Source organism: Microbacterium sp. A20, from assembly GCF_004794515.1.
Classification (GTDB): domain Bacteria; phylum Actinomycetota; class Actinomycetes; order Actinomycetales; family Microbacteriaceae; genus Microbacterium.
Window position 1 is genome coordinate 20315 of the sequence record NZ_SSDF01000039.1, and the last position, 24960, is coordinate 45274.

The 24960-nt window shown below is 69.9% G+C and carries 17 protein-coding genes; 16 read left to right on the plus strand and 1 reads right to left on the minus strand.

Features of this window, described 5'->3' with window-relative positions; translation table 11 throughout:
• Positions 1-42 precede the first annotated feature (42 nt).
• From DW298_RS02355 to DW298_RS02370, 4 genes are all read left to right on the plus strand, one after another.
• Positions 43-552 carry a MarR family transcriptional regulator gene (locus DW298_RS02355; protein ID WP_136040910.1) on the plus strand — a complete coding sequence of 170 codons (510 nt, stop codon included), beginning with the start codon at positions 43-45 and terminating at the stop codon, positions 550-552.
• Between the two features lie 59 nt (positions 553-611).
• A complete protein-coding gene (gene recQ / locus DW298_RS02360; protein WP_136040911.1) occupies positions 612-2660 on the plus strand; it encodes a DNA helicase RecQ in 2049 nt (682 codons plus the stop codon).
• 110 nt (positions 2661-2770) lie between these two features.
• Entirely contained in the window at positions 2771-2950 is a 180-nt protein-coding gene (locus tag DW298_RS02365; RefSeq protein ID WP_240744988.1) for a hypothetical protein, read from the plus strand.
• Positions 2951-3095: 145 nt separating this feature from the next.
• Positions 3096-5162 (plus strand): acyl-CoA dehydrogenase, encoded by a 2067-nt coding sequence (locus DW298_RS02370; protein ID WP_136040912.1) that lies wholly within the window; start codon positions 3096-3098, stop codon positions 5160-5162.
• A gap of 140 nt (positions 5163-5302) precedes the next feature.
• On the opposite strand, the gene DW298_RS02375 is transcribed toward DW298_RS02370, so the two are convergent.
• Complete coding sequence (locus tag DW298_RS02375; RefSeq protein WP_136040913.1) at positions 5303-5752, minus strand: hypothetical protein; 450 nt, start codon at positions 5750-5752, stop codon at positions 5303-5305.
• A gap of 130 nt (positions 5753-5882) precedes the next feature.
• On the opposite strand from DW298_RS02375, the gene DW298_RS02380 reads away from it, so the two are divergent.
• The 12 genes from DW298_RS02380 to DW298_RS02435 form a co-directional block, all read left to right on the plus strand.
• The gene (locus tag DW298_RS02380; protein WP_136040914.1) at positions 5883-6929 is read left to right on the plus strand and encodes an NAD(P)-dependent alcohol dehydrogenase; all 1047 of its coding nucleotides are present in this window, start codon (positions 5883-5885) and stop codon (positions 6927-6929) included.
• A 28-nt stretch (positions 6930-6957) separates the two neighbouring features.
• The gene (locus tag DW298_RS02385; protein ID WP_136040915.1) at positions 6958-7527 is read left to right on the plus strand and encodes a DNA-3-methyladenine glycosylase I; all 570 of its coding nucleotides are present in this window, start codon (positions 6958-6960) and stop codon (positions 7525-7527) included.
• 129 nt (positions 7528-7656) lie between these two features.
• Positions 7657-13746, plus strand: coding sequence for an Ig-like domain-containing protein (locus DW298_RS02390; protein WP_136040916.1), 6090 nt, complete (start codon positions 7657-7659; stop codon positions 13744-13746).
• Positions 13747-13798: 52 nt separating this feature from the next.
• Positions 13799-14770, plus strand: coding sequence for a MoxR family ATPase (locus tag DW298_RS02395; RefSeq protein ID WP_029261313.1), 972 nt, complete (start codon positions 13799-13801; stop codon positions 14768-14770).
• Positions 14770-16032 (plus strand): DUF58 domain-containing protein, encoded by a 1263-nt coding sequence (locus DW298_RS02400; protein ID WP_136040917.1) that lies wholly within the window; start codon positions 14770-14772, stop codon positions 16030-16032. The genes DW298_RS02395 and DW298_RS02400 overlap by 1 nt, the downstream gene beginning before the upstream one ends.
• Complete coding sequence (locus DW298_RS02405; RefSeq protein WP_136040918.1) at positions 16029-18434, plus strand: transglutaminase-like domain-containing protein; 2406 nt, start codon at positions 16029-16031, stop codon at positions 18432-18434. The genes DW298_RS02400 and DW298_RS02405 overlap by 4 nt, the downstream gene beginning before the upstream one ends.
• Positions 18431-19723: an RDD family protein gene (locus DW298_RS02410; RefSeq protein WP_136040919.1), complete on the plus strand. Its 1293-nt coding sequence runs from the start codon at positions 18431-18433 to the stop codon at positions 19721-19723. Before DW298_RS02405 ends, DW298_RS02410 begins: the two co-directional genes overlap by 4 nt.
• Positions 19720-20538, plus strand: coding sequence for a protein phosphatase 2C domain-containing protein (locus DW298_RS02415; protein WP_136040920.1), 819 nt, complete (start codon positions 19720-19722; stop codon positions 20536-20538). Before DW298_RS02410 ends, DW298_RS02415 begins: the two co-directional genes overlap by 4 nt.
• The gene (locus DW298_RS02420; RefSeq protein ID WP_136040921.1) at positions 20538-21743 is read left to right on the plus strand and encodes an FHA domain-containing protein; all 1206 of its coding nucleotides are present in this window, start codon (positions 20538-20540) and stop codon (positions 21741-21743) included. Before DW298_RS02415 ends, DW298_RS02420 begins: the two co-directional genes overlap by 1 nt.
• Entirely contained in the window at positions 21740-23374 is a 1635-nt protein-coding gene (locus DW298_RS02425) for a serine/threonine-protein kinase (RefSeq protein WP_136040922.1), read from the plus strand. The genes DW298_RS02420 and DW298_RS02425 overlap by 4 nt, the downstream gene beginning before the upstream one ends.
• Positions 23375-23385: 11 nt before the next feature.
• Positions 23386-24096 (plus strand): hypothetical protein, encoded by a 711-nt coding sequence (locus DW298_RS02430; protein ID WP_136040923.1) that lies wholly within the window; start codon positions 23386-23388, stop codon positions 24094-24096.
• A partial coding sequence (locus DW298_RS02435) for an RDD family protein (protein ID WP_136040924.1) occupies positions 24093-24960 on the plus strand: 868 nt, incomplete at its 3' end. The genes DW298_RS02430 and DW298_RS02435, both read left to right, overlap by 4 nt.

Below are 24960 nucleotides of genomic sequence, written 5' to 3' on the forward strand. Positions count from 1 at the left end.
TTATCAATCAAATTAGCAATAAGAAGTATTACCATGGAACGCATGGATGTCAAACGGCCCGAGCGGGCGCCGGAGGCGGGTTCGGCGTACGATCCGTCACGTCGGCACGACGCTGGCGAGATTCACGAAAGCGACATCCGCACCCGCGTGCAGCAGCTCACGATGAGGCAGCAACGCTTCGAGCGATCGATCGCGAAGCAGCTCGAACTCGATGCGCCGGGCCTAGAGGTGCTCGACCATCTCATCTCGCGTGGCCCCACGACTCCGACCGAGCTGGCTCATCGCGTCGAGATCTCGACCGCCGCCATGACCCTTGTCCTCAACAGGCTCGAGGACCGGGGGCACGTGCGTCGGGACCGGCATCCCTCCGACGGGCGCAAGCTCATCGTGACGGCGTCGGAGGATGCCGCAGCCGATGCCGAGCGCCTGATCGAACCGCTCATCGGCGAGGTCGAAGCGCAGATCGCCGCCATGAGCGACGAGGAACGAGCGACGGTGGCGAAGTTCCTCGACGACCTCATCCGCGCCTACGACCGGTCGACCGCGGGCTGAACCTCGTCGGCTGTGGATGACGCGCCGCCCGCGTCGGCGGGGGTCGTTACGCTGGAGGGATGCCGCAGACTCCCCGTGACCCGTACGCGGATCTGCCGTACGCCGACGAGCCCTACGACGACGGCTGGGAGTCGTCCGCACCGCCCGAGCCCATGGACTGGGAGCCGCAGGGCGCGGGCTACGAGCCGCCGCTCGACTGGGGGCAGGGGCCGGTCACTCCCGTGGCGCCTTCTTCATCCGCCGGCCGTGCGCCCGCCGTGCGCCGAGCCACCCCGAGCCGCTATCCGACCGCACGCGAGGCGCTGCACACCGTCTTCGGGTACGACGAGTTCCGCGGAGACCAAGCCGACATCGTCGAGCAGGTCATCGCCGGGGGAGACGCCGTCGTGCTGATGCCGACCGGTGGCGGAAAGAGCATCACGTACCAGGTGCCGGCGCTCGTGCGAGAGGGCACGGGGCTCGTCATCAGCCCGCTCATCGCGCTCATGCACGACCAGGTCGACGCGCTGCGTGCGAACGGCGTCAACGCCGCGTACCTCAACTCGACCCAGGCGATCGACGAGCGCCGCGAGGTCGAACGGGCCTACGTCGCCGGCGAGCTCGACCTCATCTACGTCGCCCCCGAACGTCTGTCGAATGCGCAGACCACGGCCCTGCTGCAGCGCGGAACGCTCAGCGTCATCGCGATCGACGAGGCGCACTGCGTGTCGCAGTGGGGTCACGATTTCCGCCCCGACTACCTGGCGCTCGGCGACCTGGGCGAGCGGTTCCCGGGGGTGCCGCGCATGGCGCTCACGGCCACCGCGACGGCCGCGACGCACAAGGAGATCACCGAGCGGCTGCACCTCGAGGGGGCTGCGCACTTCGTCGCGAGCTTCGACCGCCCGAACATCCAGTACCGCATCGTGCCGAAGGTCGATCCGCGCAAGCAGCTGGTCGCCTTCATCAAGTCGCAGACGCCGGCGAGCGACGACGGCACCCAGCCCGCGGGCATCGTGTACGCGCTCAGCCGCAAGTCGGTCGAGCAGACGGCAACCTACCTCGCCGCTCAGGGGCTCGACGCGCTGCCGTATCACGCGGGCCTTCCCGCCGAGGTGCGGGCGGCCAACCAGGCGCGCTTCCTCCGGGAAGACGGCGTGGTCATGGTCGCGACGATCGCGTTCGGCATGGGCATCGACAAGCCCGACGTGCGCTTCGTCGCTCACATCGACCTGCCGAAATCGGTCGAGGGGTACTACCAGGAGACGGGTCGTGCCGGCCGCGACGGCGAGCCGTCGGTGGCGTGGATGGCGTACGGACTCGGCGACGTGGTGCAGCAGCGCCGGCTCATCGACCAGAGCCCCGGCGACCGCACGTTCAAGATGCGGATGGGGCAGCACCTCGACGCGATGCTCGCCCTGTGCGAGACGGTCGAGTGCCGCCGGCAGAACCTGCTCGGGTACTTCGGCCAGGAGTCTCAGCCCTGCGGCAACTGCGACACCTGCCTCGACGACACCGAGACGTTCGACGGCCTCGTCCCGGCGCAGAAGCTGCTCTCGACGATCGTGCGGCTCAAGCGCGAGCGCAACCAGGCGTTCGGCGCGGGGCACCTGATCGACATCCTGCGGGGAGCCTCGACCGAGCGCATCCGCCAGCAGGGGCACGACAAGCTCGCGACGTACAGCATCGGCAACGACCTCTCCGACCAGGACTGGCGCAGCGTCGTGCGGCAGCTCCTCGCCCGCGGCATCCTCGTGGCTCAGGGCGATTACGGCACCCTCGCTCCCGGTGAACAGGCGGCCGGCGTGCTGCGCGGCGAGACCGCGGTGCCGCTGCGCAAGGACACGATCGGGCGCCCGACCTCGTCGTCGCGGGCGCGCAAGGCGAGCGCCGCCGACGCGCTGGATGCCGGTGACCGCGGGCTGTTCGAGGCGCTGCGCGCCTGGCGGGCCGAGACCGCTCGTGAGCAGGGGGTGCCGGCGTACATCGTGTTCGGAGACGCCACGCTCCGCGCCCTCGCCGAGCATCGTCCGGCTTCCCTCGCCGACCTCGACGGCATCACCGGCATCGGTGCGAAGAAGCGCGAGGCCTACGGCGAAGGCGTGCTGGCCGTCATCGCCGCCGCCTGACCGTCGCGGCACATTCGCGTCGGCACAAGGTATGCGGTCGGGAGAGCGGCAAGGACACCGAAGTTCACTGGGTACACAAGAGTTGACAGGACCTCGACTTCCTGAGGGCGATGGCCGAAGACGATGTCCCCGCGACCGCGGCAGACATCGGTCGTCGTCTCGGTGACAAGAAGAACACGGTCGGTAACTACCGCGCGCGGCTCATCGCTGCAGGCCTGGTCCAACCGGCGGGCCACGGTCGCGTCGACTTCGCGATCCCCGGCTTGCGGGAACATCTCCGCGCTCGTTGAGCCTTTGTCGCGGTCGCCCTGTCGCGAGGCGACAACGGAACGATGGGATATCCCCGCACGCCGTTGGAGGATGCTCACAGCGCACTTCGTCCGGCTTTGTCGCAGACCTACCATGGGGGCACCCCTACTTTCCTGGAGGAATGCCATGGTCGACGCTGCCGTCCGTCCTTCGACGACACCCGATGAAACGCCCGCGACCGCGCTCGCCCCGCAGATGGACGTCGCCCGAGTGAACGAGGCGCTGATGGGCACCTGGGGCGACGTACGCCGCCAGGCGCGCGAGATGATCAAGGATTCCGCATTCTGGCGCAAGGACGAGCTCGGCAAGGACGAGCACCGCGAGCGCGTGCTCAGCCAGCTGCACCTGCTGGTCGAGAACAAGGCCGTGCACCGCGCGTTCCCCAAGTCGCTCGGCGGCGAGGAGAACAACGGGGCGAACATCGCCGGCTTCGAGGAGCTCGTGGTCGCCGACCCGAGCCTGCAGATCAAGTCGGGCGTGCAGTGGGGTCTCTTCGGCTCGGCCGTGCTGCAGCTGGGCACGGCGGAGCACCACGAGAAATGGCTCCCCGGCATCATGGACCTCTCCATCCCCGGCGCCTTCGCGATGACCGAGATCGGCCACGGCTCGGATGTGGCGGCCGTCGGGACGACCGCGACCTACGATGCGGCCACCGAGGAATTCGTCATCAACACCCCGTTCCGGGCCGCCACCAAGGAGTACCTCGGCAACGCGGCGCTGCACGGTGTCGCGGCGACCGTGTTCGCGCAGCTCATCACCAACGGCGTGAACCACGGTGTGCACTGCTTCTACGTGCCGCTGCGCGGTGAAGACGGCAAGGACCTCCCCGGCATCGGCCGCGAGGACGACGGCCTCAAGGGCGGACTCAACGGCATCGACAACGGCCGCCTGTCGTTCGACCACGTGCGCATCCCGCGCACCAACCTGCTGAACCGCTACGGCGACGTCGCGGTCGACGGCACCTACTCGAGCGCGATCGACAGCCCCGGGCGTCGGTTCTTCACGATGCTCGGCACCCTGGTGCAGGGCCGCGTGTCCCTCGACGGCGCGGCATCCTGGGCATCCGCTCTGGGCCTCCACATCGCGATCACCTACGCCACCCAGCGTCGCCAGTTCGACGGCGCGGACGGGCAGGAGGTCGTGCTCATGGACTACGGCAAGCACCAGCGTCGCCTGCTGCCGCGCCTGGCCACCACCTACGCGCAGATCTTCGCGCACGACGAGTTCCTGCAGAAGTTCGACGGCGTCTTCTCGGGTCGCACCGACACCCCGGCCGACCGCGAAGACCTCGAGACGCTCGCCGCAGCCCTCAAGCCGCTGTCGACCTGGCACGCTCTCGACACGCTGCAGGAGGCCCGCGAGGCCACCGGCGGTGCGGGCTTCATGTTCGAGAACCGTCTGGTGGGCCTGCGCGCCGACCTCGACATCTACGTCACGTTCGAGGGCGACAACAACGTGCTGCTGCAGCTCGTCGGCAAGCGCCTGCTGACCGACTACGCCAAGCAGTTCCAGGGCAAGGATGCGGCGGCGCTCGCCAAGTTCGCGGTCGGGATGACCGCGGGCAAGCTGTTCCACGGTGCCGGGCTCCGTCAGCTCGGCCAGGCCGTCTCCGACTTCGGGCAGGTGAGCCGTTCGGTCGAGCGAGGACTCCGCGAGGAGCAGCAGCACGATCTGCTCGCCGGGCGCGTGCAGCAGATGGTCGCCGACATCGCCTCCCGCCTGCGTCCCGGCGCGAAGGACAAGGCCCTCGGCGCCCGCCTGTTCAACGAGAACCAGGCCGAGCTGATCGAGGCCGCCCGCGCGCACGGCGAGCTGCTGCAGTGGGAGGCGTTCACCGATGCCGTGCACCAGATCGACGACGCCGACACCAAGAAGGTGCTCACGTGGCTGCGCGACCTGTTCGGGCTGCAGCTCATCGAGAAGCACCTCGCCTGGCACCTGATCCACGGACGCCTGTCGACCCAGCGTGCCGCGGCCGTGTCGAGTTACATCGACCGGCTGTGCGCGCGGCTGCGCCCGCATGCCCTCGACCTGGTGAACGCGTTCGGCTACGAGCCCGAGCATGTGCGGGCGCCGATCGCGAGCGGCATCGAGAAGCAGCGGCAGGACGAGGCTCGGGCCTACTACACCGACCTCGCCGCCACCGGCAAGGCGCCGATCCAGGAGAAGGCGCTCAAGAAGCAGCAGCGCTGACCGTTCAGGTGCAGTTCATCTGTCAGGAGATCGTGCAAGGTGCAGGACGAATCCGCACGATCCTCCCGACAGGTGTGCATCCTCCCGTCCGGTGTACCGAGCGAGCCGGATGCTGACCGAGTCCGGCGAGACCGTGCCGGTCAGGATGACCACTTCGTGAGGTCGATGCCGCGCTCCTCCGCCAGCGCCCGGAGGTGCTCTGCGGAATCCGTCTCGACGCAGACGCACGCCTGTAGTCCCGCGTCGTCCTCGTCGCGCAGCAGGTAGTAGCTGTTCGCGTCGGTCAGCAGCTCTCCCGCGGCGTCGCGGAACAGCCACCGGACCTTCACCAGGACGAGTCGCTCGGACAGCTCGTTCGTGTCGAGGAGCTCGTGGCTGACGGACGCGAGTCTGAGTTCGCGGTACAGGGGGTACGACTGCTTCAGCCCCGCGATCATCTCCTCCCGGGTGTCCAGGACGCCGGAGACCCGGTCATCCGCGATCATCCCGGGCGTCGACCACAGCGCCACCGCGGCCTCGGCGTCGAAATCCGACAGAGACGCTGCATAGCGGCCGAGGTACCCGTCGATGCGTTCGATGTCGATGCTCATGTGCCGAGGGTACGGAGTGCCCGCACGGACCGTCAGGGGCCTTGACGGACCGGGGTGGACGCCCCTCACGGGTAGGACGGGCGGCACGCGATGCGTAGGGTGGATGCCGCCACCAGAAGAAGGAGTCCCCGTGACCCGCGTCCACGCCTACGCCGCACCCCGCGAAGCCGCCCCGCTGGAGAAGACCGTGATCGAGCGGCGGGAGCTCGGACCGCTCGACGTGCTCATCGACATCGCGTACGCCGGCATCTGCCACTCCGACATTCACACGGTGCGCGGCGACTGGGGGCCGCAGAGGTATCCGCTCGCACCCGGACACGAGATCACGGGAACCGTCGCGGCCGTGGGAGAGGCCGTGACCCGGCACGCGGTCGGCGACCGCGTCGGCGTCGGCTGCCTGGTGAACTCGTGCGGCGAGTGCCGCAACTGCCTGCGCGGCGAGGAGCAGTACTGCACCGAGGGCGCGGTGCAGACGTACGGCAGCACGGACCGCGACGGCACCGTCACACAGGGCGGCTACTCCGAGCAGGTCGTGGTGACCGAGGCGTTCGTGCTGCGGATCCCGGACGCGCTGCCCTTGGATGCCGCAGCTCCCCTGCTCTGCGCCGGCATCACGACGTACTCGCCGCTGCGGCACTGGAACGTCGGTCCGGGCACCCGCGTCGCTGTGGTGGGTCTCGGCGGCCTCGGCCACATGGGCGTGCAGATCGCGCACGCGCTCGGCGCCGAGGTCACCGTGCTCTCGCAGACCCTGAGCAAGAAGGACGACGGCCTGCGACTCGGCGCCGACCACTACCGCGCGACGAGCGACCCGACGACGTTCCGCGAGCTGCGTTCGTCGTTCGACGTGATCCTGAACACGGTGAGCGCGGTGATCGATGTGCGCTCGTACCTGAGCCTGCTCGACGTCGGCGGCGCGCTGGTGTGCGTCGGCGCTCCCGCCGAACCGCTGTCGGTCGGTGTCATGTCGCTGATCGGCGGACGCCGTTCGCTCGCCGGATCCAACATCGGCGGCATCGGCGAGACCCAGGAGATGCTCGACTTCTGCGCCGAGCACGGTCTCGCCGCCGAGATCGAGGTGATCCCGGCCTCCGAGATCAACGCCGCCTACGAGCGCGTGCTCGCCTCCGACGTGCGGTACCGGTTCGTGATCGACGCGGCCACCTTCGCCGACTGACGTCGGTGGGGGCCGATACGTTGACACGATGACCTCTCTTCTCACGGGCCCGGACGCCCGCGACCGCTGCGCCTGGGTGGGCGACGACGACGAGTACCGCCGCTACCACGACGAGGAGTGGGGTGTGCCCCTGCACGGCGACCGCGCACTGTTCGAGAAGATGGCGCTCGAGGGCTTCCAGGCCGGGCTCTCGTGGATCACGATCCTGCGCAAGCGTCCGCGGTTCCGAGAGGTGTTCGCCGGCTTCGAGCCCGAGGTGGTGTCGGAGTTCGATGCGGCCGATGTCGAGCGACTCATGGCGGATGCCGGCATCATCCGCAACCGCGCCAAGATCCTGGCGACCATCGGCAACGCCCGTCTCGTGCGCGCGATGGCGCCGGGCGAGCTCGACGAGCTGATGTGGTCGTTCGCCCCGGTGGCATCCGCCACCCGTCCGGCGTCGTTCGCGGAGGTTCCGGCCGTCACCCCGGCATCGACGGCGATGAGCAAGGAACTGCGTCGACGAGGGTTCCGCTTCGTGGGGCCGACCACCATGTACGCCCTCATGCAGTCGGCCGGGATGGTCGGCGATCACATCGCGGGGTGCTGGCGCGCCTAGCAGGTTGCCGTGGGGACTTCTCCCCATCGAGCGGAATATCAGTGCACGGTTAGGATGTACGAGTGCTCAGCGGCCAGTCGGGCCCGCGCACGAGTAATCGGAGAGTGTGACCCTGGGGGGGAACCGGGCATGAAGGCCTTGTCATGGATGCGCGCGCGACCCAAGACGCTGGCGTCCGCCGCGGGCGTCACCGTCGGCGTCATCGCCATCACGACCATGGCCTTCACCTATGAGGGGTTCCCGACCACCAAGGTCGACCTGAACGACGGCGGCGTCTGGATCACCAAGACGTCGAGCCTGCTCGTCGGCCACTTCAACAACGAATCCACGATCCTCGACGGCGGTCTGCGCACCACCAGCGAGAACTACGACATCCTCCAGGCCGCTGCCAACGTGCTCGTCGTCGACGAGAGCGCATCCACGGTCACCGCGATCGATCCGGCCAGGGTCTCGCTCGGCGACTCCACGATCATCCCCTCGTCCGCCAAGGTGGCGATGGGCGCCAACACGGCAGCCATCCTCGACGAGAAGTCCGGTGACCTCTGGGTCGTGCCGGTGCAGGGCATCGCCTCGTTCGAGATCGAGGCGGCCGAGCCCATCGTCGAACTCGGCGAGAACTCCGATGTGACGGTGGCCGAAGACGGCACCGTCTTCGCGCTCTCCGGGGAACGCGGCGAGGTCGTCACCGTCCCCGTCGACAACGAGGGTGCTCCCGGCGAGGCATCGGCCGCGTCGGTCGGCGAACTCGACCTGTCGGTGCGCCCCACCATCACCGCCGTCGGACGCACGCCGGTCGTGTTCGACGAGGCGGCCGGGGTCGTCACGACTCCCGGAGGCCTGCGCACCGAGCTCAAGGGCGCGGCGGACGCCGTGCTGCAGCAGGCGTCGGCCGAGACCGATGCCGTCGCGATCGCCACCCCGACGGCACTCGTGCGCGTCCCCCTCGACGGCGGTGAGCCGGAGCAGACCTCGGCGGGCGGCGACGGCACTGCGGCGGCGCCGGTCTGGCTCCGCGGCTGCACCTACGGGGCCTGGGCGGGATCGGCCACCTTCATCCGCGAATGCCCCGGCGACGGCAACGATGTGAACTCCCCGATCGACGGCGCCGAAGACTCCGCGAGCCTGACGTTCCGCGTCAACCGCGACGTGATCATCCTCAACGACGCGGTCGGCGGCGCCGCCTGGATGGCGAACGAGAGCCTGCAGCGCGTCGACAACTGGAACGACCTGACCCCGCCCGAGGGCGAGACGGAGAACCAGGAGGACTCGACCGAGGAGACGGTCGAGACCACGCTCCCGGAGCGCAGCGAGGAGAACACGCCTCCGATCGCCGAAGACGACTCGTACGGCGTGCGCCCCGGCGCCACGACGCTGCTCCCGGTGCTCGACAACGACAACGATCCCGACGGCGACGTGCTCGTCGCGGCGCTCGCCGAGGCACAGCCGTCCATCGGCACCGTGCAGCCGATCAACAACGGCGGCTCGCTGCAGATCACCGTCGGCGAGGATGCCTCCGGCACGGCCAGCTTCACGTACGAGGTCGACGACGGCCGCAAGGGCAAGGACACGGCGGTCGTGTCGCTCGCGGTGCACGACTGGAACGAGAACGCCGCCCCCACGTCGAAGCGGAAGACCTCACTCGCGGTCGAGACCGGCGGCACGATCTCGTACAACATCCTCCCGGACTGGATCGATCCCGACGGTGACGACATCTACCTGAAGGAGGTGCTCGCCGCCCCGGGCGACGAGGTCGACTTCAGCAAGGACGGCCAGATCACCTACAAGGCGACCGCGAGCCTGCAGGGGCGGAAGGACGTGCAGGTCACCGTCGCAGACGCCTTCGGCAAGCTCGGCACCTCGACCATCGCCCTCGACGTGCGCCCGCAGGGCTCGACGAACCCCAAGACCAACGCCGACCACGTGATCACGCGGGCGGGCGAGCAGGTCACCGTCGCCCCGACCGCGAACGACACCAGCACCTCGCGCGAGCAGCTGCGTCTGAGCCGGGTGCTCGACACCCCCGGCGCCACGATCGTCCCGAACACGGCCAACAAGACCTTCTCCTTCATGGCCGAGAAGCCGGGCGTCTACTACGTGCAGTACCAGGTGACGACGGGTCCGAAGAACGGCGAGGGCATCGTCCGCGTCGACGTGATGCCCGAGTCGGAGACCGACCTCCCACCCGTCGCCGTCCGCGACGTCGCACTGCTGCCCACCGGCGGCGACGTGCTGCTGGGCGTGCTCAACAACGACACCGACCCCGCCGGCGGCATCCTCGTCGTGCAGTCGGTGTCGCTGGAGCCGAGCAGCGGCATCTCGGTGTCGGTCCTCAACCACGAGACGCTGCGGATCACGGATCAGGGCGCGCTCGAGGAGCAGGTGCGCGTCAAGTACCGCATCTCGAACGGCTCCAAGTCGGCCGAGGGCGAGGTGGTGGTCATCCCGATCCCCGCGCCGGAGGAGCTCCTGCAGCCGATCGCCAACCCCGACACGGCGACCGTCCGCGTCGGTGATGTCGTGACGATCCCTGTGCTCGACAACGACACCCACCCGAGCGACGACGTCATGCACGTCGAGCCCGAGCTCATCGAGCCGTTCGTCGACCCCGAAGACGGCGAGGCCTTCGTGTCGCAGGATGCGGTGCGCTTCAAGGCGGGCCCCGAGGCCAAGACGGTGTACCTCACGTACGAGGTCTCCGACTCGCGCCAGCAGAAGGCCGCCGGCTACGTCACGATCCAGATCCTCCCGATCGACGAGGAGAACAACGCGGCACCGCGTCCGCAGGACCTCGTCGCCCGCGCGCTCGCCGGCACCGAGGTGAACATCGCGGTGCCGCTCGACGGCATCGACACCGACGGCGACTCGGTCGAGCTCGTGGGCATCGAGTCGAGCCCCACCAAGGGACGCATCACCAACGGGCCGAACTACTTCACCTACGAGGCCTCCGACGGAGCATCCGGCGTCGACGTGTTCAAGTACCGGGTGCGCGATCGGCTCGGCAAGGAGGGCATCGCCACCATCCGCGTCGGCATCGCTCCCACCGAGCAGACCAACCAGCCGCCCTACGCGGTGAAGGATGCGGTGGTGGTGCGACCCGGTCGCGAGATCGCCGTGCCCGTTCTCGCGAACGACTCCGACCCCGAGGGCGACAAGGTCTCGCTCCTCAAGGACGGCCTCGAGCTTCCCGACGGCCTGGAGGCGCGCGTCTCCGGTGACCGGGTGCTCGTGCAGGCGCCGAACGGCCCGACCGAGACCTCCCTGCAGTACACCGCGGTCGACGCCCGTGGGGCCGAAGCCACGGCGACGCTGCAGATCACGGTCGACGAGGATGTTCCGCTCCAGGCGCCGGTCGCCCGCGACGACCGCCTGCAGCCGGTGGACCTGAAAGACGGCGGCCTGAGCGCCGACCTGGAGATCCTCGCCAACGACGAGGACCCCGACGGCACCACCGACAGCCTCACCGTCGAGGTCGGGGAGGGCGGCACGCAGCTCGAGAACGGCAAGGTGCGCGTCACCGTCACCGACGAGCTGCAGCTGATCCGCTACACCCTCGTCGACCGCGACGATCAGCGGGCATCGGCTTTCATCTTCGTGCCCTCGCGATCCGATCTGCGCCCGACGCTCACCTCGACGAAGCCGCTCGAAGTGGTCAGCGGCGAGACCGAGGAGATCCCGCTGTCGGAGTACGTCACCGTCGCCGGTGGTGGCGACGTGGTGATCACCGAGAAGGAGAGGATCAGCGCGAACCACGCCGACGGCGCCGACCTGCTCAAGGACGAGAGCACCCTCGTCTACACCTCGGCCAAGGGATTCTTCGGACCGGACTCGCTCACCTTCGAGGTGACCGACGGCGACGGACCCGACGACCCCGAGGGGCGCAAGGCCACGCTCAGCATCCCGATCAACGTGCTGCCGCCCGAGAACCAGCAGCCCACCTTCGTGCAGGGACAGGTCAACGTCGCGCCCGGAGAGCCGGCGACCTCGCTCGATCTGGCCGCCCTCACCGACGACCCCGACCCCGAAGACGAGGGCAAGCACGACTACTCCCTCGTCGGCGGCGAGGAGAAGGGCGTCTCCGCCCGGATCGACGGCGACGACAAGCTCGTCGTCGAGGCCGCATCGAACGCCAAGAAGGGCACCGCCGTCACGCTCAAGATCCGCATCTCCGACGGCACGACCGAACCGGTCGAGGGCACGGTCGAGGTCATGGTCACGGCCTCGACGAGGTCGATGCCGGCGGCGAACACCGACACGATCGCCGAGGCGGATGCGGGCAAGACCATCACCGTGCCCGCGCTCGCGAACGACTACAACCCGTTCCCCGAGACGCCCCTGAAGATCGTGACCGCGGTCGCGGAGTCGGGTTCCGGCGAGGTCACGTTCACGGACAGCGAGGTCACCGTCACGCCGAACGAGTCGTTCGTGGGAACGCTCGTGGTGCGCTACCGCATCCAAGATGCGACGCAGGATGCCGACCGCGAGGTCAACGGCCAGATCGTCGTCACCGTGCAGGATGTGCCGGATGCGCCCGGCGTCCCGGTCATCGCGAGCGTGCAGGACCGGACGGTCGTCGTGTCGTTCTCGGCACCCTCGAACAACGGCGCCGAGATCACGAAGTACACCGTGAAGTCGGTCGGCGGCAGCTCGTACAGCAAGGAGTGCCAGTCCACGACCTGCACGCTCGACGGCCTGACCAACAACGTCGAGTACACCTTCCAGGCGACCGCGACCAACCGCGTCGGCGAGTCCGAGCCGTCCGCGCTGTCGGCTCCCGCACGGCCAGACGCTCGTCCGGACACCCCGATCCCGCCGACCCTGGTCTTCGGCGACAAGTCGCTCAAGGTGGCGTGGACCACCCCGTCGACGCCGGGTTCCCCGGTCGACCGCTACACGCTCGAGATCTCGCCCGCGCCGCCCTCCGGCATCACGCAGAAGGAAGTCACGGGCAACTCCACCACGTGGGAGGGTCTCGAGAACGGCTCCGACTACCAGGTCAGGGTGCAGGCGCACAACAGGGCGCCCGACCCTTCCAGCTGGAGCGGCTGGTCGTCATCCGAGATCCCCGCCGGTCCTCCGCTTCCGGCAGCGGCTCCGACCACATCCGAGCTCGCGCCGGTCAACGGTCGCGCGCAGATGTCGGTGAACTGGGGCAACCAGGACAACAACGGCGACGCCATCCGCGGCTACCGACTCGAGGTGCTGCGGGGCGGCCAGGTCGTGGACACGATGACCCCCGGGCCGGAAGCCAGGAGCCAGACGGTCGTCGTCGACCCGTCGGAGACGGCGTACACCTATCGCATCCAGGCCTACAACAAGGCCGGTTGGGGCGAGATGAGCCCGCCCTCCGCGCCCCGACGCGGCGTGGTTCCGCCCGGAGCGCCGACGAGCCTGAAGGTCGTCGAAGAACGCGACCGTGCGCTGGTGATCGACTTCCGTCCGGGGTCGAGTGGTGGCGCGTCTGCGGGCGAGATCACCTACGAGTACCGGCTGGACCGCGGCGGCTGGAACGCTCTGCCGGGCAACAAGACCATCGGCGGACTCACCAACGGCCACAACTACACCGTCGAGGTGCGGGCCATCACCCGCCTCCTCACAACGGACTTCGCGGGGTCGAGCTACGCCGGCGCCGTCTCGAACGCCGCGCAGGGCAACCCGCACGGGAAGCCGAGTCCTCCGGCGGTGAGCGCCGAGTCGCTCGAGAGCCAGGTGCGCCTGAACTGGAATGCCAACGGGTCGCCGAACGGGCGCGACATCCAGGTCGTGCAGATCAGCGTCGACGGGGGCGGGTGGCAGAACGTGGGGATGGTCGGCTCGGTCAACGTCGGCACCTACAGCGAGCACCACAGCATCAAGGCCCGGGCGATGGACAACACCGGCGCGTGGTCGGACGAGAGCCCGACCAGGGGCGCCACCGCGAAGGACCGACCGCAACCGCGCTGGTGGGCGTCGCAGGGCCCGGACTCCCGCAACTGCAGCCCGGACACGTGCTACAAGTTGAACCTGAACACGGCGAACGTCCCCGCGGGCACGTACATGATCCGCTGCCTCGACAACGGGCAGCCGTACCGCTCGTCGTCCGGACAGACCTCGACCTACAACCGGTACAACGTGCCCGCCAACGGCACGATCACGCTCTCCTGCTGGCACGGCGGCATGGGCAGGACCCTGCAGGCCGATATCCAAGGCGTCGGTTGGTCCGAAGGCACCACGTGGCCGTAACGGCGGCGGCTCCCGGCACACGAACTCCCACACGACAAGGAACCCCACACTCATGACAATGACCCCCGAGCAGGCCGCCTGGTTCCAGGGCACCTTCCAGCGTCTGGTCGAGAACGTCGACAAGGCGGTGCAGGGCAAGAAGGAGATCGTCGGTCTGGTGATGGCGTCGATGCTCGCCGAGGGCCACGTGCTCCTCGAGGACGCCCCCGGCACCGGCAAGACGAGCCTCGCCAAGGCGCTCGCGGCGACCGTGCAGGGCACGAGCGCACGCATCCAGTTCACGCCCGACCTGCTGCCGTCCGACGTCACGGGTGTGACGATCTACGACCAGCAGTCGCACCGGTTCGAGTTCCACAAGGGACCGATCTTCGCGTCGATCGTGCTGGCCGACGAGATCAACCGTGCGTCGCCGAAGACGCAGTCGGCGCTGCTCGAGGTCATGGAGGAGTCGCGGGTCACGGTCGACGGCGTCACGCACGAGGCCGGTCGCCCGTTCCTCGTCATCGCCACGCAGAACCCGATCGAGCAGGCGGGAACCTACAAGCTCCCCGAAGCCCAGCTCGACCGCTTCCTGATCAAGACCTCCATCGGATACCCCGACCTCGCGGTCACGGAGAGCATCCTCGCCGGAGCATCCGATCGCAACCCGTCGGCCGGGCTCTCGGCGATCATCACGACGAGCGCCGTCGCCGACATGGCCGACCTCGCCGCCACCGTGCACGTGGAGCCGGCCGTGCTGCGCTACGTGGCGGAGCTGGCCGAGGCGACCCGTGAAGACGGCGCGATCCGCCTGGGCGTCTCGGTGCGTGGCGCGATCGCGATGATCCGCATCGCCAAGGTGTGGGCCGCAGCGCAGGGCCGCCACTTCGTGCTGCCCGACGACATCAAGGCCCTCGCACGACCGGTCTGGCAGCACCGCCTGCTGCTCGACGCCGAGGCGGAGTTCGCCGGTACGAGCAGCGACACCGTGATCGCCCGCGTGCTCGACGGCGTCGCGGCACCCCAGGCCCGAGCAGCGGCCTGATGACCGCGGAGGCTCTTCAGGCGGCGCCGCCGCAGACGGAACGCGACGCCGGATGGCGTGACGTCGCGGCCGTCATCGGCGCGCGCCTTCTGACGCGCCTCCGGAAGATCACCGCGGCGATCCGCCCGCTGGCCTGGGTGCTGATGGCCATCGCCGTCGGCTTCTGGGTGATCGGGCAGGTCGCCGGCTGGGCGGAGTTCACGATCGCGGCCGCGGTGATCGCGATCGCCGTCGGCGTCTGCGCGCTGTTCCTGATCGGACGCACCGCCTACGACGTCTCGCTCGACCTCGCCCGCACCCGCGTGGTCGTAGGGGAGCGCGCAGTCGGCGCACTCACCCTGGCCAACCGCGGCAGCAGAGCGATCCTGCCCTCGCGCGTGGTGCTCCCGGTCGGCTCCGGTCGCGGCGAGTTCGGCATCCAGCGCCTCGCACCGGGGGAGGAGGCGGAGGAGCTCTTCGCCATCCCCACGCAGCGGCGCGGTGTGGTCAAGGTCGGTCCGGTGAGCGTCGTCCGCGGCGACCCGCTCGGTCTCTTCGAGCGCGCGCACCGCCGTGACGATCCGGTCGACCTGTTCGTGCACCCGCGTACCGTGCTGTTCGACGGGCAGTCGCTCGGTTACCTGCGCGACCTCGAGGGGCTTCCGGCCGCGGATCTCTCCCGTGACGACGTCTCCTTCCACGCACTGCTCGAGTATCAGCCCGGCGACGACCTGCGCCACGTGCACTGGCGCTCGACCGCCCGCACCGGGACGATGATGGTCCGCCAGTACGAGGAGACCCGTCGCTCGCACTTCGTGATCGGTCTCTCACGCTCGGCGGGCGACTACGCCACCGACGACGACTTCGAGCTCGGCATCTCGGCGGCGGGCTCGATCGGTCTTCGGGCACTCCGCGACTCGCAGCGCGTCGACGTGCGCGTGCAGGGCCGCGAGCTGCCCGCCGGCACCGGCAAGCAACTGCTGGACTCCCTCGCTGCGGTCGAGAACAGCAAGGCGAAGGAGGGCGGCATCGCCGACCTCGCCGGTATCGTCTCCGCCACGATGCCGCTGGCCAGCGTGGTGGTGCTCGTGTGCGGCTCCCGCGTGCCCTCCGACGACCTCCGCCTCGCCTGCTCGCGCCTGCCCTTCGGGGCCAAGGTGCTCGCGGTCGTCACCGACACGACCGCGACCGCGCCGACGCTGCGGCGCATCGGCGACGCCGACGTCGTCACGGTCGGCGCGCTCGAACAGGTTCCCCTCGCTCTGCAGAAGGTGCTCGCATGACCGCGCCCGCCACCGCGCCCGCCGCGTCCACCACGCTCGCCCCTCGTCGCTGGATCCTCGACCTCGGGGCGACGGCGCTCCTGGTCGCGACGGCGATGGTGGGGTTCTGGCCCACCTTCGCGGGGCCCTCGTTCCTCCCGGCCGTCATCGGCGGCATCCTGCTCGGCCTCGCGATCGCGGCCGTCGCGACGTGGCGTCGCTGGGGCATCCTGATCATCGCGGGGCTCACCGTCGCCGCGTACTTCGTGTTCGGCGCGGCGTTCGCGCTGCCGCAGACCGCGATCCTCGGATTCATCCCCACCCTCGAGACGCTGCAGAAACTCGCGCTGGGCACGGTCACGGCTTGGAAGCAGATGCTCACCACGGTCGCCCCCGTGGCGGCGGCCGACGGGCACCTGATCGTCCCGTTCCTGCTGGCGCTCGTGGTCACGACGCTGACCGCCTCGCTGGCGCTGCGCCTGTCGCAGGTCGCCTGGGCGCTGCTGCCGGCCGGCGTGCTGCTCATGCTCGTGATCGCTCTCGGCACCCCGGAGCCGGCCTTCCCTCTCGTGCAGGGGCTCGTGTTCGCTGTCGTGAGCATGTCGTGGCTGGCACTGCGTCAGCTCTGGGCGCCGCAGAACATGGCCGTCTCGGTGAGCGAGGTCGACCCATCCCGTGCGGCGCACATGCGCACCCGGCGTCTGCTGGCCGGGGTCGCCGTGCTGGCCGTCGCGGGTGGGGCCGGTGTCGCCACGGCCGCCGTCGCGACCCCCGCACAGCCTCGGCACGTGTTCCGCGACGTGATCATCCCGCCGTTCGACATCCGCGACTACCCGAGCCCGCTGCAGGCGTTCCGCAAGAACGTGCGCGACGAGGCCGAGGAGACGCTGTTCACCGTGCAGGGTCTGCCCAAGGGCGCCCGCATCCGCACGGCCGTGATGGACCAGTTCGACGGCATGGTCTACAACGTCACCGACGGCGGCCCGACCTCGTCGAGCGCGTTCGCCCCGCTGCGGTCGAACATGGCGCCGGAGGCGGAAGGCGTCCCCGTCACGCTGAAGTTCGCGATCGACGAGTACCGCGGCGTGTGGATGCCGACGGCGGGAGAGCTGTCGGAGATCCGGTTCGACGGCGACCGCGCCGAAGACCTGCGCCGCGGCACCTTCGTCAACACGGTGACCGGCACCGCGGTGGCCACCCCGAAGCTGAGTGCGGGCGACGAGTACGTGGTCGACGCCGTGATGCCGAGCGAGCCCGACGACGAGCAGCTGGCCGAGGTGGCGTTCGGCAAGGTCGCGATGCCCAAGCCCAGCAACGTGCCGGAGGAGCTGACCTCCCTGGCCGCGGAGACCGTGGCGGGCGCCGAGACGCCGATCGAGCAGGTGCGGGCACTGGAGACCTTCCTCTCCGAGGGCGGCTTCTTCAGCCACGGCCTCGAGGGCGAGGTGCTGTCGCGTGCCGGCCACACCGCCGAGCGCATCTCGACGCTCGTGGGCGCCGACCAGATGATCGGCGACGACGAGCAGTACGCCGTGGCGATGGCCTTGCTCGCCGGACAGCTCGACATCCCCGCCCGCGTCGTCATGGGGTACTACCCCGACGACGAGCAGGCGGGAGAAGCGATCTTCACCGCCACCGGCGACAACGTGCACGCCTGGGTCGAGGTCAACTTCGAGGGCGTCGGATGGATGACGTTCAACCCGACCCCGCCCGAGGACCAGGTCCCGAACGACCAGAACACCAAGCCCCGCGTCGACCCGAAGCCGCAGGTGCTGCAGCCCCCGCCCCCGCCGCAGGAGCCCGTGGACCTGCCGCCGACTCTGCCCGACGACCGCGAGTCGGAGGACGAGAGCCTGAACCTCGCCGGCATCATCGGCGCGATCCTGCTGATCGGCGGGATCTCGCTCGCGGTGATCGCTGTGCTCGCCTCGCCGTTCATCGTGATCGGTGCCTGGAAGGCCGCGAAGCGCCGTTCGCGTCGCGCCGCAGCCCGCACCTCCGACCGCATCAGCGGTGGCTGGGACGAGCTGACCGACCGCGCCGTCGACTACGGTGCGCGTCTGGCACCCGGCGGCACCCGCATCGAGGAGGCCGCGGTCGTGGCATCCTCGCTCACCGTCCCGCAGGTCACCGCGCTGGCCGAGCGGGCCGACGCCGAGGTGTTCGGTCCGACGGAACCCAGCCCGCAGGACGTGGAGTCGTTCTGGCACGAGGTCGATGAGATCGTCGGCGGCCTCGGAGCGGAGGCCGGCTTCTGGAAGCGCACGAAGGCCCGGCTGAGCATGCGCTCCCTGCTCGGGGGCACAGCCATGTCGAACGGGTTGCAGAGTCTGAAGGATGCGGCGACCGCGCGCGTTCGCCGCGAACCTGGCACCATCAAGAACAGCACGACGCCCCCGTCCTCCGAGAGTGAGACCCCATGACGCAGCCCGCGCTCGATCAGATCGCGCCGATCTCCCGTCGCGCGGTCGCCTACGTCATCGACGCCCTGATCGCCGGCGGACTCGGCATCCTTCTCGGCGGCGGTCTGCTGCTCGCCTCGACGCTCTCGGGTGGGCTCGAGGCCTCGATCGCCGTGCTGCTCATCGGCGGCCCCGTCGTGAGCCTGGTGCTGCTCGCCTGGTTCGTCGTCTACACCGTCATGCAGGCCGGCAACGGCTCCATCGGCATGCGCGCGCAGGGGCTGCGGCTCGTGTCGGCGGCGGATGGGAGCCCGCTCGGCTTCGGGCGCGCCCTGCTGCGCAACATCATCTTCGGCCTCGCCGGAGCCATCGTCGTCGGCTACTTCAGCCCGCTGTTCGACGGCTCGGGCCGTTTCCAGGGCTGGCACGACAAGGTCGCGTCGTCGCTGATGCTCGACGCCAGGGTGGCCGCATCCGGCTGGTCGCCCGCCCCCGGTGCCGCGACGGCGTCGCGTGCGGATGCGTCGGCCAAGCCGCAGTCGGGCCTCTCGACGGTGCCCTCCGCGCCGGCGATCCCCGGGCTTCCGCAGCCGGCGGCTCCGTCTGCCGCGCCTGCGCCGGCACCCGCGGCGCCTCCTGCACCCGTGCCGCCCCGGCCCGCGGCTCCGGTCGCCGAGACCGGATCGCTGATCGCCTTCGTGCCCGGCATCACGCAGGACGCGCCCCCGCGCCCCGCCCCGCCCCTGGAGTCCGAGCTCGACGCGACGATCCAGCAGCATCCCTCGCCCTCCTCGGCACCCGCGGCACCTCCCGCGCCTCCCGCACCTCTCGCGACGGCCGCGGCTCCCGTGCCTCCCGTACCTCCTGCACCTGCACCTGCACCTGCACCTGCACCTGCACCTGCGGTTGCTCCGGCAGCGACGGCGCGTGCGGCGGAGGCCGACGACGCGGACGACGATCCGGAGGCCACCAGGATCAGTGTTCCCGGGCACCGACTCGTCTTCACGTGGGACGACGGCACGCGCGTGCCCGTCTCTCGGCGCACCGTCTTCGGCCGCAATCCCTCCCCGGAAGAGGGCGCGACGATCGTGTCCGTGCGTGATGAGACGCTCTCGCTGTCGAAGACACATTTCGAGGCCGCAGCCGAGACGTCCGGCGGTTGGGTGCTGGATCGGCACTCCACGAACGGCATGACCATCGTCCGAGACGGGCAGCGCATCGCGTGCCCGGCCGGGCAGCGCGTGCCTGTGCGTCTGGGAGACGCGATCGAGATAGGTGACCGCATCATGACGATCGGCGGCTACGCATGAGGGCCGGACTGATCGTCTCCACCGGGTCTGCGACGCATCCGGGGCTCCGTCGCCTGCTCAACGAGGATGCGCACCTCGCATCGGCGCCCGTCTTCCTCGTCGCCGATGGAATGGGCGGGCATGAGGCGGGCGAGCGTGCGAGTGCGGCGGTCATCGCCGAGTTCTCCCGCTACGTCGGTCGTCCTGCGCTCGAACTCGACGACGTGCGTCAGGCGCTGTCGGTCTCGCGGACGAACGTCGAGGATCTGTCGACGTCGGGAAACGGCCGTGCGGGAACGACCCTCAGCGGCGTCGTCATCGCCTCGGTCGACGGCATGGGGTACTGGCTCGCGGTGAACATCGGCGATTCGCGGACCTACCGTCTGGCCGACGGCGAGCTCGAGCAGATCAGCGTCGACCACTCGGTGGTGCAGGAGCTGATCGAATCCGGTGAGCTCACCGCCGAGGATGCGATCTCCGACAGCCGCCGCAACATCATCACCCGGGCGATCGGCGCGAGCAGCACCGGCGATGCCGACTATTGGATGTTCCCCGCCGAGCTCGGCGACCGGATCATGGTGTGCTCCGACGGTCTCACCTCCGAGGTGCCGGATGCCCGCATCCGCGAGGTACTGACCTCCGAGCCCGATCCGCAGAAGGCCGCAGAGATGCTGACCGACGACGCCGTCAACGCCGGCGGCCGGGACAACATCACCGTCATCGTCGTGGACGCCGTCTCGGTGGCGTCCAGGCCGGGGACGCTCATGGCCACCGACGACACGGATATCGACCTGGACACGCGTCCACGAGAAGCCGCAGCAGGAGGGGTTCGCTGATGCAGACCATCTACCGACCGGGACAGTGGTTCCTGATCGTCATCCCCGGCGCGCTCGTCGCCCTGCCCCCCGATGTCCCCGGCGACGTCGTCGGGCGCCTGTGGGAGCGGATGCCGGAGGAGAAGACGCTCGCCACCGTCGTCGACGTCCTGACGACGCATGTCGGCGGCTCGTTCGCCGCACTGCCGTCCTTCGTCGCTGCGGTCGCCGAGGGAGCCGACCTCCGCATCGCGCTGCGCGGCGCCGTGTCGGCGCACGTCGAGTGCGCGACCGAGTCGATCGAGCTCTCCGGCGAGGATGTCACGACCTGGAACGAGCGCTTCCTCGGCGGCGCGACGAAGATCGAGATCACGGTGGAGACGGCGGCGGACGCCGATGGACTGCCCGTGCAGAGCGGCATCGTGCGGGCAGCGGGCGTGAGCGCCGAGCTCGAGCCGAGCGACGCCGAACCCCTGACCGCAGCGCTCGGACCCGCTCCGATCGTGGGCGAATCCGCGGCCGGCACCGCGGCGGCCGAGCCGGTCGCGGGGGAACCCGCGTCCCAGCCGGAGCCCGAGCCGCAGCCCGAGCCGCAGCCGGAGCCCGTCGAAGAACCGCTCCCTCCCATCGAAGACGTCTTCCTCCCGCCCACCGAGGTCACGCTCGCGCCCATCGTCGACGACGACTTCGATCAGCTGTGGGGGGCGACCGTGCACACCGGCGGGACCCCTCCTGTGGCCCCGCCGGCCCCGAGCGCTCCGGAGGGCGACCACGACGGGTCGACGGTCTCGGCCGCCGAACTCCGTGCGCTGCGTCAGCAGCCGCCGGCTCCGAACGACGCGCCGACCGAGGTGCTCGATGTGGCTGCAGCTCAGGGCGCGGCATCAGCAGGACGCATCCGCCTCTCCACCGGGCAGGTCGCTGCACTCGATCGCACCGTCATCATCGGGCGCCGCCCGCGTTCGACCCGTGCGTCAGGAGCGAACCTTCCGCACCTGATCGCGGTCGAGAGCCCGCAGCAGGACATCTCGCGCAGCCACCTGGAGGTGCGGCCCGAGGGCGACACGGTCGTGATCATCGACCTGCACACCACGAACGGCTCCACGCTGCTCCGGCCGGGTGCGGACCCGGTGCGTCTGCACCCCGGGGAGCAGACGCTCGTCCTCTCGGGCGACGTGGTGGATCTCGGCGACGGAGTGACCGTCGCGTTCGAGGATCTGCCGTGACCCGTCGTCCCTCGCCGCCGCCCGATCTGCCCGGCTTCACGTATGTGGAGCCGCTGGGGACCGGAGGCTTCGCCGATGTGTTCCTCTACGAGCAGGAGATGCCGCGCCGCCGCGTCGCGGTGAAGGTGCTGCTCGCCGACCGCATCTCGAGCAGCGCTGCGCAGGAGTTCGCCGACGAGGCGAACGTCATGGCGATGCTGTCCACGCATCCCGCGATCGTCACGATCTACCAGGCGGGTGTGGCCGGCGACGGGCGCCCGTACCTCGTGATGGAGTACTGTCCTCGGCCGAACCTCCAGATCCGCTCCCGCAAGGAGCCGTTCTCGGTCGCCGAGGCCCTCCGAGTCGGCATCCAGGTCGCCGGAGCGGTGGAGACCGCGCACCGTGCGGGGGTGCTGCACCGTGACATCAAGCCGGCGAACATCCTCGTCACCGAGTACAACCGCCCGGCGCTGACCGACTTCGGGATCGCGTCGACGACGGGGGCCACGGGCGAGGCGTCGGGCATGTCCATCCCGTGGTCGCCGCCGGAGTCGTTCACCGAGCCGCCGCAGAGCGGGCCGCGCACGGATGTCTGGGCGCTGGGTGCCACCCTCTACACGCTGCTGGCCGGTCGTTCGCCGTTCGAGCGTCCGGGGGAGCGGAACTCCAGCGCCGACCTGATCGAGCGCATCGAGCGTGCCGCGCTGCCCTCGTTGAAGAGGCCGGATTCGCCGGACAGCCTGCAGCGGCTGCTCGAACGGTCGATGGCCAAGAACGCGGACGATCGCTACCCCAGCGCGGTGGCGTTCGCGCGGGCGCTGCAGAAGGTGCAGATCGAACTCTCGCACTCGGTGACGCCGATCGACATCGTCGATGAGCACCCGCCGGCCGAAGAGCAGGAGGACGACGGCGACGGTCTCACCCGCGTGCGGGAGATCGTCAGCATCGACCCGGACCTGAACGCGTTCACGCGCCCCTCGGCCACGACGCAACGGAAGGAACCGCCGGCGGTGCTGTCGGGCGTCCCGCGCTTCGACGCTCCCGCACCCACGGAATCGGCCGTCGAGCAGACGCAGCTGCGCGCTCCCTCGGCTCCGACGGTGGTGCCGCCCGCGCCAGGTGCCGAGGACCGCACGATCGCGCGCGCGCCGCGGGTCGTAGCCCCCGATGCCCCCGCTCCGGGCGCCTCCGCGCCGATCGCGCCCGCCTCGGCCGCACCGACAGCCGTTCCGACGCCGCCGCGCAGCCGCAAGGGCCTGTGGATCACTCTCGCCGCTGCCGCCGTCGTCGTCGTGATCGGAGCGGTCATCGGGATGAACGCCCTGGTGGCCGGCATCACGCCCGAGGCGCAGGAGACCGCAGAGGCGGTGGATCCGCAGGATGTCGGTACCGACATGGTGCCCAAGGTCGCCGATCTCGCCGGTACGCGCCAGGGCGATCAGGTGGTCTTCACCTGGACGAATGCGGCACCACTCGAAGGCGACTCGTTCATCTGGTCGAAGGTCGAGGTGTCGGGAGAGGTCGTTCCGATCCAGACGACGGACGCGACCGCGACAGTTCCCGCCGAGGCGGAGACCGTCTGCATCGACGTGATGCTGCGGCGCGACGACGGTCGCGCCTCCGAGACGACGCGGGGGTGCGTGAAGTGAGCGGTGGAGGAGTGACTGTCGAGTTCGCGGGGGAGTACTTCCCCGTCCAGCGCGGGGGACGATTCATCGTGGGCCGCGAGGGCGACCTCGAGCTCGACGACAACCTGTTCCTGCATCGGCACTTCTTGGAGATCACCGACGCAGACGGCCTGTGGTGGCTGTCGAACGTCGGCACCCGCCTCACGGCGACGGTGACCGACTCGGCCGGAGGGGTGCAGGCCTGGCTCGCACCGGGTGCGCGCCTCCCGCTCGTGTTCGAGAAGACGACGATCGTGTTCAGCGCAGGTCCCACGACGTACGAGCTCACCTTGCACGCGGCGGAACCCACGTTCCATGCGACCAGGCGCGAGCATGACGACGGGGGCGACTCCACCATCGGCGACGTGCCGCTGACTCTCAGCCAGAAGCTGCTCATCCTCGCGCTCGCCGAACCGCAGCTGCGCCGCGACGGCACCGGGATGAGCGAGATCCCGACGTCGGCCAAGGCGGCCGAGCGCCTCGGATGGACGGTCACCCGGTTCAACCGCAAACTCGACAACGTCTGCGACAAGCTCGACCGGATCGGCGTCCCGGGGATGCGCGGAGGTCAGCGCAGCTTCGCGACCAACCGGCGTGCGCGGCTGGTCGAGCATGTCATCGCCTCGCGAATGGTGGGCAAGAGCGACCTGCACCTGCTCGACACCGCGCACTCCCTCGACGAGGCCGAGGGAGAGCAGGAGTGATCTGGGAGATCGACGACGGCGCTCCCGAGATCGAAGGACTCGACGCGCACGGACGCCCCGATCCGGCATACGCCGAAGCGTTGGGGCTGCGCGCCGCGGGACGCGGTTCGCGTGTGCTCGCCGCGCTCGTGGAGTTGGCCGTGGCGGTGATCATCGCCCTGCCCGCCGTCATCGCTCTGACGCCGGTGCTCGTTCAGACGGTCTCCGGGGGGTTCGAGCCCGCCGAATTCTTCGCCCGAGACGACCTGGTGTGGCTCATCGTGGCCGCTGCCGCCTCCCAGGGGCTGATGATCGCGTACACCGTGGTCCAACTCGTGTTGCACGGACGCAAGGGCGTGACGCTCGGCAAGGCGATCTGCGGCATCCGCTCCGTGAACGTGAAGACCCTCGAGCGTCCCGGCTTCTGGCGGGGCGCGGTGGTGCGCTACCTGGTGGCGTGCGCATCCCTCCTCGTTCCCCTCATCGGCCCGGTCCTCGTGATCATGCTCTCCCCATTGTTCGACATCGAGCGGCGCGGACGGGGATGGCTCGACCTCGCGGCGGCGACGTGGTTCGTGGACGTGCGCGGCGGTCTGAATCCGTACGACCAGAAGCGCATGCGCATCGCGCGCAAACGCGTGAAGACGCCCGAGCATGAAGAGCGGGCGCCGCTGCCCTCCCTCGCGACTCCGGTCGATCGCGATGCTCCCGACGAGTACATCCCGAGCGCACGGCTCTCCGGCGGGGTCATCGGTGCGCATCGCACCGCCCCGGGCGCGCCCCCGGAGCAGACCGATTCGCCGGCCATCGACTCGATGGTCTCGGCCGTGCCGCCGTCGCTGGCCACCGGAGCGGCACCGCCCGCAGCCACGGCTGTCCCCGCTC

What these genes read in the sequence shown, in the direction of transcription:
- DW298_RS02355 (WP_136040910.1), top strand. Translation starts at nt 43, where the DNA reads ATGGATGTCAAACGGCCCGAGCGGGCGCCGGAGGCGGGTTCGGCGTAC.
- recQ (WP_136040911.1), top strand. Translation starts at nt 612, where the DNA reads ATGCCGCAGACTCCCCGTGACCCGTACGCGGATCTGCCGTACGCCGAC.
- DW298_RS02365 (WP_240744988.1), top strand. Translation starts at nt 2,771, where the DNA reads ATGGCCGAAGACGATGTCCCCGCGACCGCGGCAGACATCGGTCGTCGT.
- DW298_RS02370 (WP_136040912.1), top strand. Translation starts at nt 3,096, where the DNA reads ATGGTCGACGCTGCCGTCCGTCCTTCGACGACACCCGATGAAACGCCC.
- DW298_RS02375 (WP_136040913.1), bottom strand. Translation starts at nt 5,752, where the DNA reads ATGAGCATCGACATCGAACGCATCGACGGGTACCTCGGCCGCTATGCA.
- DW298_RS02385 (WP_136040915.1), top strand. Translation starts at nt 6,958, where the DNA reads ATGACCTCTCTTCTCACGGGCCCGGACGCCCGCGACCGCTGCGCCTGG.
- DW298_RS02390 (WP_136040916.1), top strand. Translation starts at nt 7,657, where the DNA reads ATGAAGGCCTTGTCATGGATGCGCGCGCGACCCAAGACGCTGGCGTCC.
- DW298_RS02395 (WP_029261313.1), top strand. Translation starts at nt 13,799, where the DNA reads ATGACAATGACCCCCGAGCAGGCCGCCTGGTTCCAGGGCACCTTCCAG.
- DW298_RS02400 (WP_136040917.1), top strand. Translation starts at nt 14,770, where the DNA reads ATGACCGCGGAGGCTCTTCAGGCGGCGCCGCCGCAGACGGAACGCGAC.
- DW298_RS02405 (WP_136040918.1), top strand. Translation starts at nt 16,029, where the DNA reads ATGACCGCGCCCGCCACCGCGCCCGCCGCGTCCACCACGCTCGCCCCT.
- DW298_RS02410 (WP_136040919.1), top strand. Translation starts at nt 18,431, where the DNA reads ATGACGCAGCCCGCGCTCGATCAGATCGCGCCGATCTCCCGTCGCGCG.
- DW298_RS02415 (WP_136040920.1), top strand. Translation starts at nt 19,720, where the DNA reads ATGAGGGCCGGACTGATCGTCTCCACCGGGTCTGCGACGCATCCGGGG.
- DW298_RS02420 (WP_136040921.1), top strand. Translation starts at nt 20,538, where the DNA reads ATGCAGACCATCTACCGACCGGGACAGTGGTTCCTGATCGTCATCCCC.